A 7947-nucleotide genomic window follows, 5' to 3' on the forward strand; every position below is an offset into this window, starting at 1 on the left:
GTGCGGCTTTGAGCACACGTGGCCGTCAGCTTCGCGAAAGCGGTCTTGGTTTCGCACGCCCACCCGCCGGCACGGGGCCGTCAGGAATACTTGCGCCATTGTGTCGCCGGGCTTCCCGGCCACAAGCCACATACGAAAGGTCGCCGTGAAAGTTCCTGGTCTACCAAGCTGGCCTTGCCTGCCGCCCATCCTCGGCTCGACACCGCGCCGCGCGCAGACGAGCGCTGCGCGTCTCGCAAGTCCGGCAGGTCTGCCTGCGCGCCCGAGTAGTACCCTGCCTAGCCAGGAGTCCAGCAGGGACGCGGCTCGCGATGCACAGAGTCGCCCACCCCGTGCAGAACTACCCCCCGGAGCACGCGGGACGTTCGCAGACTTTGGCAAGCATCCGCATTACCCGACCGACGCAGAACTTCCCGTTGGAGCCCAAGGGAAGCTCGGAGCCTTGCTAAACCATCCGCATCATGTCGACAGTGGGACCCACGGGGGCACCCCAGGCCAAGGTTTGCAAAGGGAGCGCGAGGCTGTCGACACGAGCAGGGGGCACGCCGGCGCGTCGACCGCACAGTTGTCGGATACACCCGCAAGTTCTTCTGTGCCCAGCGGTCCGGTAATTGGGGCATTCGATCTCCCCCAGCACACGTCTGCAGTCGACCAAGGCGATCGCCGGACGGCTCTGGAGCCTGAGCGGAGCGAAATCGAGATCGTCGAGGAAGGATCGCGCGAGGCCCCGGCGGCTGCGCGGGGGCCAACACCGACAGCCGCAGAGCCGCTTGCCACCTCCGCAGCCTCAGTGCACCCGATGCCCTCCCGCACGAGGGCATCCGCGGCGACCAGCGCATCATCGCCGTCCGTGTCGCGGATCGACCTGAAGCGCACGCCTCGCGCCAACGTCTTCTCGTTGTCCGGGCCCGACCTCGCGGCGTTGGGCAAGGCGCTGGGCGTGCCCCCGTCGGCCGGCGCGGAGTCGTCCAGCGACGAAGCCTCGCGCACGGCGATGGCCGCAGCCGTCCGTGACCGGCTGCGCGGTTTGGACATGGACGTATTTACGGTCTACAGCATCACGGATTTGTATAACTGCTTGAATGCGTCCCCTCTGTGGAAGCAACTTCCGAAGGAAAAGCAGGGCCGCCTGAGGTTGCTGGCGGAGAAGACGCACATGTCGCTGCGCGAAGAGAAGGTCAGGGACCCCGCGACTGCCCGCGAGAAGACGCGGGTCAGCTTCTATTTCGACGGTCTGCCCGACCGTGCCGGCGAGCAGAACGGCACGACGCTCAAAGGCGGCATCGGGAAGGTCTATCGCATGGCACGGGAGGCGGGCCAACTCGTCGCCGAGGCGCTCAAGACAGCACCGGATGTCGAGGTGGCTCAAGTTTGCGGCGTGTCGATGGGCGGCGGCAGCGCACAGATGTTCGCAACAGCACTGCAAAACCACGTCCAGCTACCCAAAGAACCGACGCTGATCCTGCTGGACCCGATGCTGCTGAACAAGAAGCAGGCCCGCCACGCGGTTGAACGTGCACCGGAAGACAGTGCACCGCAAGCCAATGACTTCAAGCGTCCGCACGGCCTGATGATCACGTTGGATGCGTCACACGCGCCGCGCAAGAACCTCGTGGATCGCTTGCAGGGCGTCGGCTACAAAGCAGAGGGCCTCGTGCGCTTGCACCTCGGACTGGAACGTACCGACGGGCTCGACCTCACGCAGCCGAAGCCCGAGTGGTTGATGGGGTACCACGGCAACCGCCATCTCTATGGAAAGGCGCTGCATCGCTTCACTGCCGGCGAGTAAGGATTTGGCCCATGACAGATCGGATCGCGCAAGGTCTGCCGGGTACGCGTCAGTCGCTCAAAGGTGTGGGAAACGAGTTGCGTGTGGCCGTACAGCGAGGAAGCCAAATGGCCCACGCTATGCGTTCGACGCACATCGCCCAGACGAGCGGCCGGCCATGTGCGCTGCACTCGTTGCGGCCAACAGCGTGGCATTTGGACACGATCAGTCCTTGCTTCGCCCACTGTCCGACAAGCGTCACGGCAGATTGTTCGCGGGCTGCGGACGGGACACGCCCGGCTCGGAAGTTCCAGGCGCCGAAAGCGGCTGTCACGATGCCGATGGCGGCGAGCGGAATCCTCGGCGCCGACTCGCTCCACCAGGCTGTGGATCGGCTCCTTGAACGCCAGCACTGCCGACGTGACGACCGCCAAGCCACCGCGAGTCCTGAATTGCCGATAACGGCCATGCCGTCGAGCAGGCACGCGGCGGTCGCGGCAAAACCGCACGCGTCGTATGCCGTTTTGCGTCGAAGAAGGACGGACTTAACATGGCTTCTCCGTGCCGCTGGCAAGCCATCCCATGCCCCTGTCACTTGCGAAACTGCTGGACGACGAGAGCGTCTTCGAGCGCACGCCGGCCGGCCTGCGCGAGGCCGTGTTCGCCGAGTTGCACCTCGAGCCCACGGCGCGGCGCATCCTCCTGGTCGTCAATGGCGAGATCCCGCTCAGGGCCTTGCTCGACATGCTGCAGTTGAGCGACGAACACGTGGCCGATGCCATCGTGCATCTGGTGCGTCGCGGGCTGATCCGCCCGCGCGCGAAGGATCCTGAATGAAAAGTACCAGTCATCGGCTACGGTACGAACAGCCGCGATGAGCGACGAATCATGCGACAGCGCAAGAGTCGTCAAATCGACGGCGTGATGCGAGGCCGGCGTGCACGCTCGTTCGCGGCGGTCGACGAGAATCAGACACTCCCTCCCCGCTTTCAGTGCACATGGATATCCCCGGTCGTTCTCCCAGCCCCCTTGGCCCGAGGTCGACGCCGCAATTGGCTCCTGCCGCAGAGCCCGCCGTCAGCGGCAGGCCTGCCGCGCCCTCGTCTTCGGCTGTTTCGAACGAGATCGCGCCGCGCGGCACCGACCTCGCAGGCCCCAGTGCACCTCGCGCCAGCCTTACCCCGCACCAGCAGGCCTTGCAAGCCGCCGCGAACAAGGGCGATCTGAAAGGGATGCAACTCTTGCTGAGGTTCGGCGCCGATCCGACCGAAGTGAAGTTCCCCGTTGGCCCGAGCGCGAATGGTGAGGTCAATGAGTTGCTGCGGGCTGCGGTCCGCATCCGGCGCCTCCTGCCTGCCGCGCCTCGAGGCCCGCAAGACGAATCGCCGCTGATGCAGGCATTGCGCTGCTTCAACCTGCCCTTGGCGCGCCACCTGTTGGACGCCGAAACCTTGGTTTTCTTGCGGCCGGAGGACGCGTGGCTGCCCGCCGCCTTTGCGTCGCGCCACGACGTGCTGACAGCGCTGCTTGTGCTCCACGGCGACGACGACCTCGAGGCGAGGCTGCAGTCAAAGAAGAGCCTGACCGGCCTCAACAATGATCTTCATGTCGCACGGCCATTGCCCGGAGCCCCTGAACTCGATGCCCATCTGAAGCAGTACCCCTACTACTCTCACAAGCTCGGTCGGCAGGCGCAATCCGACCTGAACGGGGCGGCGCACTTCGTAGGCCGTGACGGGGATCCGCAGATGCCGATCGTATGCCGGCACTTGGCACTTGCTTGGCTGATGCAGCACGAAGCCGCGCCCGGCAAGCCGAACTACGACGCGCTGAAGAACGCCGAGGCAATCCGGCAGAACATTCCGGCCGCGATGGAAGACGCCTACGAGCGAGTGCGGGATCTGTCCCCGGAAGTACGCATCGGCAGCAACAAGGAATGGGGAAGGTTTGCGACGGATCTGTTCAGGGAGATGGAGCGGTCGGGCGCCTCGGCCAAGCGCATGCTCATCGAGTCTGGCGTCCATGTCATGGCCGCCGAGTTCAAGATCAAGAGCGTGCCGGGGCAGCCACCGCGTTACGTGGTGAAGGTGTACGACCCGAGCCGCACTCTCGTTCACAAGCGCACTGCGACTGATGACCTGAGGCGCCTGGAGGCCCATTCTCTTGATCAGTTTCTCGCTGATGCCCAAGCCTTCGGGCTCTACTTCGGCGACGTGGAGACGGTCTTCCTGGCCATCGACGTCCCGGCGGGGGTGGCGGCAAGCCCGCCTCCACGACCGCCGGGTGGCCTGGTCGGCCGACGCATTGCTGGCCCGCTTCCACCGCTGGATGGGGTGGTGCTCCATCACCTGCTGACCGGCGGTTTCGGCGGGTCGCTGCGAGACCTGAAGCCGGCCATCCTGGCGCTGGCTCACCAAGATCCCGACGGCGGATTCGAACTCTTGAACGCCATGAATGTCGAAGGCGCTCCTGGTCTGTACCAAGCCGTGGCCGAGAACATGGCCGAAGCTGTCGCGGTATTTGGCGAGATCGTGCAGTCCTGTCCGTTCGAGCCGGTGGTTAAGGCGCAGTTGTTGGGTGCGCGGTTGCTGACTGAGGAACACCAGGGGTCTACGACCATTTCCCTCGGCCTGCGGAACGGCTGCACGGAAGCGACCGAGGCGCTGATCGATGCAATCATTGGCAGCGATCTGCCGTCCGAGCAATGCGCCACAATGCTCGCAGCCCGATTCGAGGGCGTGCCGGCCCTGGCATTCGGGGTGGAGCGCGGCCATCTGGGCGCGGCTCGGGCGCTGATGCAGGCGGTAGCAACATCGACCGTGCTGAATTCGCAGCAGAAGGAGAGCCTGCTGTCCGCACGAAATGCGATGGGCCTGCCGGCCCTGTCAGTCGCCCTGCAGCGCGACGACCCGAGCCTGGTGAGGGAATTCGTGAAGAGCATTGCGGCCGCCGGTCTGCCGCCCGAGATGCAGATCAAGCTTCTGCTGGCGAAGGACCCTGTCGGTGAGCCGTGCCTCATCCCCGCCATGGCGAGCGAACACAGCGCCGCCATCGGCTCATTCGTGGATGCGGTGCTGTCGGCCGAGCTGCCGACGCCCGTGAAGATCGGGGCGCTGCGTGCGGAGTTTCAGGGACGAACCGCGCTGGAGAGGGCCACTGCGCAGGGCTGTGATGTCGCCGTTTTCCGCGATGCGGTCATGCGGTCGGACCTGCCGCCGGACGACAAGGCCCGACTGCTGGACGACGCGCCGCGCCGGCGCCGGGTGGAGTGAACGGCCGGCGTCGGTGCCTGCACTCTTCCGTTCGTACGCGCCTAAGGATTTGGTCCGGAACAAGTTCCGGTTTTGGGGGCGCTGGGCGGGACGCAATGCAAGGCGCTCCTCACTTGTGTGGCCTGCCACACAAGTGAGGAGCAACGCCGCAGCGCGCCCGCCCAGCGCCCCCAAAACCGGAACTTATTCCGGGCCAAATCCTGAGGTCGACGTCGGCAAGCTCGAGGCTGAGGGCTTCCGATAGCCGCATGCCCATCACGCAGAGCAGACCGATCATGCAGTGGAACACGCAAGGTGCAATGGCGGCGAGGGCCAAGCCACCGGCGATGTTTCCCTGGGCAAGGTGGAAGAAGGCGTCGCTTCAGGACTGCCGGCGCGGCTCACGGCGTTCATAGTTGCCGGAACTCCTCGCCGAATTTCAGCATTTTCGAATCATCGCGGTTCGGTCACGCAATGGTTAAGTCTTGAAATCCGGGCCAAGTAACCTCCGCGCTGTTGATGTGCCAGTCCCCGAGCGATGAGTTCGGCCGACCTCTCATCACCGTTCGTTCAACTGTCCCCACCGAAAAGGAACGAGGAACTCATGCTTCAAACAAATCATTTCCGGCGCAACGCCTTGATGCGGTCCCTTGCCATGTTCTCAGCCGGTATGGCCGTCGTGGGTATGGCGAATGCCGCGAACTGCGCCGACACACCGGTCAGCGGCAAAAGATACTACATCGTCAACGAAGGCAGCGGCCTGCAGATCGACGTACCGGGCTGGTCCAACACGGACGGGGTCGGCGTCATTCAGTGGTCCAGCCTCGGCGGCCCGTACAACTTCGCCCAGCAATTTACCGTGGAAAGCGTGGGCAGCGGCCTCTGGTCGCTCCGTCCGGTGCACAGTGGCAAATCCCTCGACGTTTACAACTTTTCCAACGCTGACGGCGGTGCCATCGTGCAGTGGCCCTACACCGGGAATCCAAACCAGCAATGGGTGATCACTCCTGATGGGACCGGTTCGCACAAGATCATGTCGAACTTCTCGAAGAAGTTTTTCACGGTCGCCGACACGAAGGCGGGCACTGCGCTGCAGCAAAGCGCGGACCAATCATCCTTGCGGCAGAAGTGGTACTTCAATCCGGTGGATGGCGCCTGCAAGTCGTTGGCTTTCAACAACTTCATGGGCTACAAGAAGGTGCTGATCGGCGGGACCATGCCCGACGCCGCCGCAGCCTCGGCGCCCTTTGACGCACGCTACGCCTACATCGCCAGCAATCCGATGCCCGAAGATATGTGTGCCAGGGGGGCCAAGGAGGCAGGGTGGTGGGGCTGCTGGTCAGAGAAACCCGGCGGGTTCGTGAAATACCTCCTCAACAAAGACGCTACGGCAACTTGGGAGAACAAATCCACTCCACGACTGACGGTGTTGACGTACTACGTGATGAAGAAGGCAGCCGGCGCTGAAGGAAGCGCCGAAGCGCATGCGATGAATAACGCCAGTGTTCTCAAGCGCTACCTCAACGACTGGCGTTTCCTGCTGCAGACGATCGGCAACTAGCGCGCAATGCTGCAGATCGAGCCGGACCTCTGGGGCTTCGTGCGGTCTGTCAACATTGACCCGCATGCAGTGCCGGCCCAGCTGAAGGCGGCCAACCCGACCGACTGCGCTTGGCACGAGGACAGCGCCGCAGGCGTGGCCCGCTGCATGATCTCAATGGCGCGCAAGTACGCGCCGAACGTGTCGGTGGGCCTGCATGCCTCGCCGTGGACCTACATGGCGCCGGGCGACGGCGAGGTGACGGGCCGGTACATGGCGGCACTTGGCGCGGGTGACGGCGATTTCGTGACCACCGACCCCTCCGACCGTGATGCGGGGTACCACGAGTCGCAGGGCAAGAACGTCTGGTGGAACGATGAGAAGTTCGCGGGCTATCTGGCATGGAGCAAGAAGCTCGCCGAGATAGTGGGCAAACCGACCGTGATGTGGCAGGTCCCGCTAGGCAACTGGGGGCAGAACAACACCGTCAACCACTGGAAAGACAACAAGGTGGACTATCTGTTCTCCAGGATCAACGACGTCGCCAACGCGCACGTTGCCGCGCTGCTGTTCGGGGCGGGCAACTGGGACCAGACTTCGCCGGAGTTCGATGGCGGCAACCTGTTCTGGAAGACCAAGGACTACATCAGCAAGGGCGGCGTGAACCTGCGTTGAAGAACTGGCCCGCACGCCTGCCAGGCGCTGCGGGCCTTTTGAGCAACCGGGGCCGCAGGTCATCGCTGGCGCTCACCCGAACTTTGGCATTTGCGTTCCTCCACCGTCTCCCGTATCCACGTTCAGGCGGATGCCGGCAAACATGAGTGACGTCGGGGATGTGCCTGTCATTCCGTAGGCCCCTGGGTTCAAGCCCAGGCAAATATCCACGGGCCTTGCAGCGATGCAAGGCACGTATTCTTTGTTCCGCCATAAGCTTCCGATCAGCAGGCCAACATGAGGAACTCGTTCGACGGGCTGTACCGTGGCGAGAGAGCCTTCGCGATATTGAGTCCAGCCTCTCGTCCAACGCCAGCAAGCTGTGCGCCATGGGCCTTGGCTCGGCGGTCACGCGCTCGACGCTGGCCGATGCCAACGAATCGCGTGATTGGGGCATCTGGTCCGACTTGGCGGCAGTGCTGATTCGCCGCGCGCGCAAACGAACGATCAGTCGCTGAGCCAGCGCGTGGTACCGCGCATGCGTTTCGACATCGAGATGCTGTGCGAACGTACCTATTCACGGGGTAGCGAGCAGCCGATGACTGCCGCAATGGCGCCATCAGAAGGCAATCGTCGGATTCGGCTCCTCGCCTTCCCGATGCGGGCCGTCGGCTGGTACAGCCGCCGACGGTCAGACTGGAGATCTCCCGGTTCCCGTGCAAGGAGCGTGCGCA

The 7947-nt window shown here is 64.0% G+C and carries 5 protein-coding genes and 1 pseudogene; all 6 read left to right on the forward strand.

What is annotated here, in order from left to right; all coding sequences use genetic code 11:
* The first annotated feature begins 850 nt into the window (after positions 1-850).
* Positions 851-1789 (forward strand): alpha/beta hydrolase family protein, encoded by a 939-nt coding sequence (locus AC30NL_RS00315; protein WP_489462020.1) that lies wholly within the window; start codon positions 851-853, stop codon positions 1787-1789.
* A gap of 561 nt (positions 1790-2350) precedes the next feature.
* Entirely contained in the window at positions 2351-2605 is a 255-nt protein-coding gene (locus AC30NL_RS00320; protein ID WP_489462021.1) for a hypothetical protein, read from the forward strand.
* A 215-nt stretch (positions 2606-2820) separates the two neighbouring features.
* Positions 2821-5040, forward strand: coding sequence for a ShET2/EspL2 family type III secretion system effector toxin (locus tag AC30NL_RS00325; protein ID WP_489462022.1), 2220 nt, complete (start codon positions 2821-2823; stop codon positions 5038-5040).
* A gap of 583 nt (positions 5041-5623) precedes the next feature.
* Positions 5624-6580 (forward strand): RICIN domain-containing protein, encoded by a 957-nt coding sequence (locus AC30NL_RS00330; RefSeq protein ID WP_489462023.1) that lies wholly within the window; start codon positions 5624-5626, stop codon positions 6578-6580.
* Between the two features lie 6 nt (positions 6581-6586).
* Positions 6587-7234, forward strand: a complete 648-nt coding sequence (locus AC30NL_RS00335; RefSeq protein WP_489462024.1) for a hypothetical protein — start codon at positions 6587-6589, stop codon at positions 7232-7234.
* Positions 7235-7536: 302 nt separating this feature from the next.
* Positions 7537-7713 (forward strand): annotated as a pseudogene (locus tag AC30NL_RS00340) (IS4 family transposase); the annotation flags it as partial.
* Between the last annotated feature and the right edge of the window lie 234 nt (positions 7714-7947).

This window comes from Rhizobacter sp., assembly GCA_021153565.1.
Lineage (GTDB): Bacteria > Pseudomonadota > Gammaproteobacteria > Burkholderiales > Burkholderiaceae_C > Albitalea.

Coding starts and splice junctions, on each gene's coding strand:
- AC30NL_RS00320 (WP_489462021.1), top strand. CDS start 2,351: ATGCCCCTGTCACTTGCGAAACTGCTGGACGACGAGAGCGTCTTCGAG.
- AC30NL_RS00330 (WP_489462023.1), top strand. CDS start 5,624: ATGCTTCAAACAAATCATTTCCGGCGCAACGCCTTGATGCGGTCCCTT.
- AC30NL_RS00335 (WP_489462024.1), top strand. CDS start 6,587: ATGCTGCAGATCGAGCCGGACCTCTGGGGCTTCGTGCGGTCTGTCAAC.